Raw genomic sequence first — 422 nt, forward strand, 5'->3', positions numbered from 1 at the left:
TGTTGAAGTCGCCGACCGCGACGATCATGAAGCGGTCGAGATCGAGCTCGAGGCCGAAGCGCTTTTCGTCCCAGCGGATCGAGTGGATCAGCGAATCCATCGCGTGACGCGTCTTGTCGAGATCGGCCGGTTCGACCCACACCTGCAGCAGCTTTTCCTTGCCGGAGCCGGTGGTGATCGTTTCCTCGATCGCGACGAGCTTGCCCGCGACCAGCGCGAACAGATAGCTCGGCTTGCGGAACGGGTCTTCCCATTTCGCGAAGTGGCGGCCGTCGGGCAGGTCGCCCGAATCGACGAGGTTGCCGTTCGACAGCAGCACCGGGTACGCGGCCTTGTCGGCACGCAGCGTGACGACGTACGACGCCATCACGTCGGGGCGGTCGAGGAAGTAGGTGATGCGGCGAAAGCCTTCGGCTTCGCAC

Annotated in this window: 1 protein-coding gene; it reads right to left on the reverse strand. The window is 64.0% G+C overall.

Annotated features, from left to right (window positions below; genetic code table 11):
• The coding region (locus tag M3166_RS19095; RefSeq protein WP_353056595.1) for a hypothetical protein at positions 1–422 on the reverse strand (422 nt) is incomplete at both ends.

The sequence above is a fragment of the Solibacillus isronensis genome, assembly GCF_023715405.1.
Lineage (GTDB): Bacteria > Bacillota > Bacilli > Bacillales_A > Planococcaceae > Solibacillus > Solibacillus isronensis_B.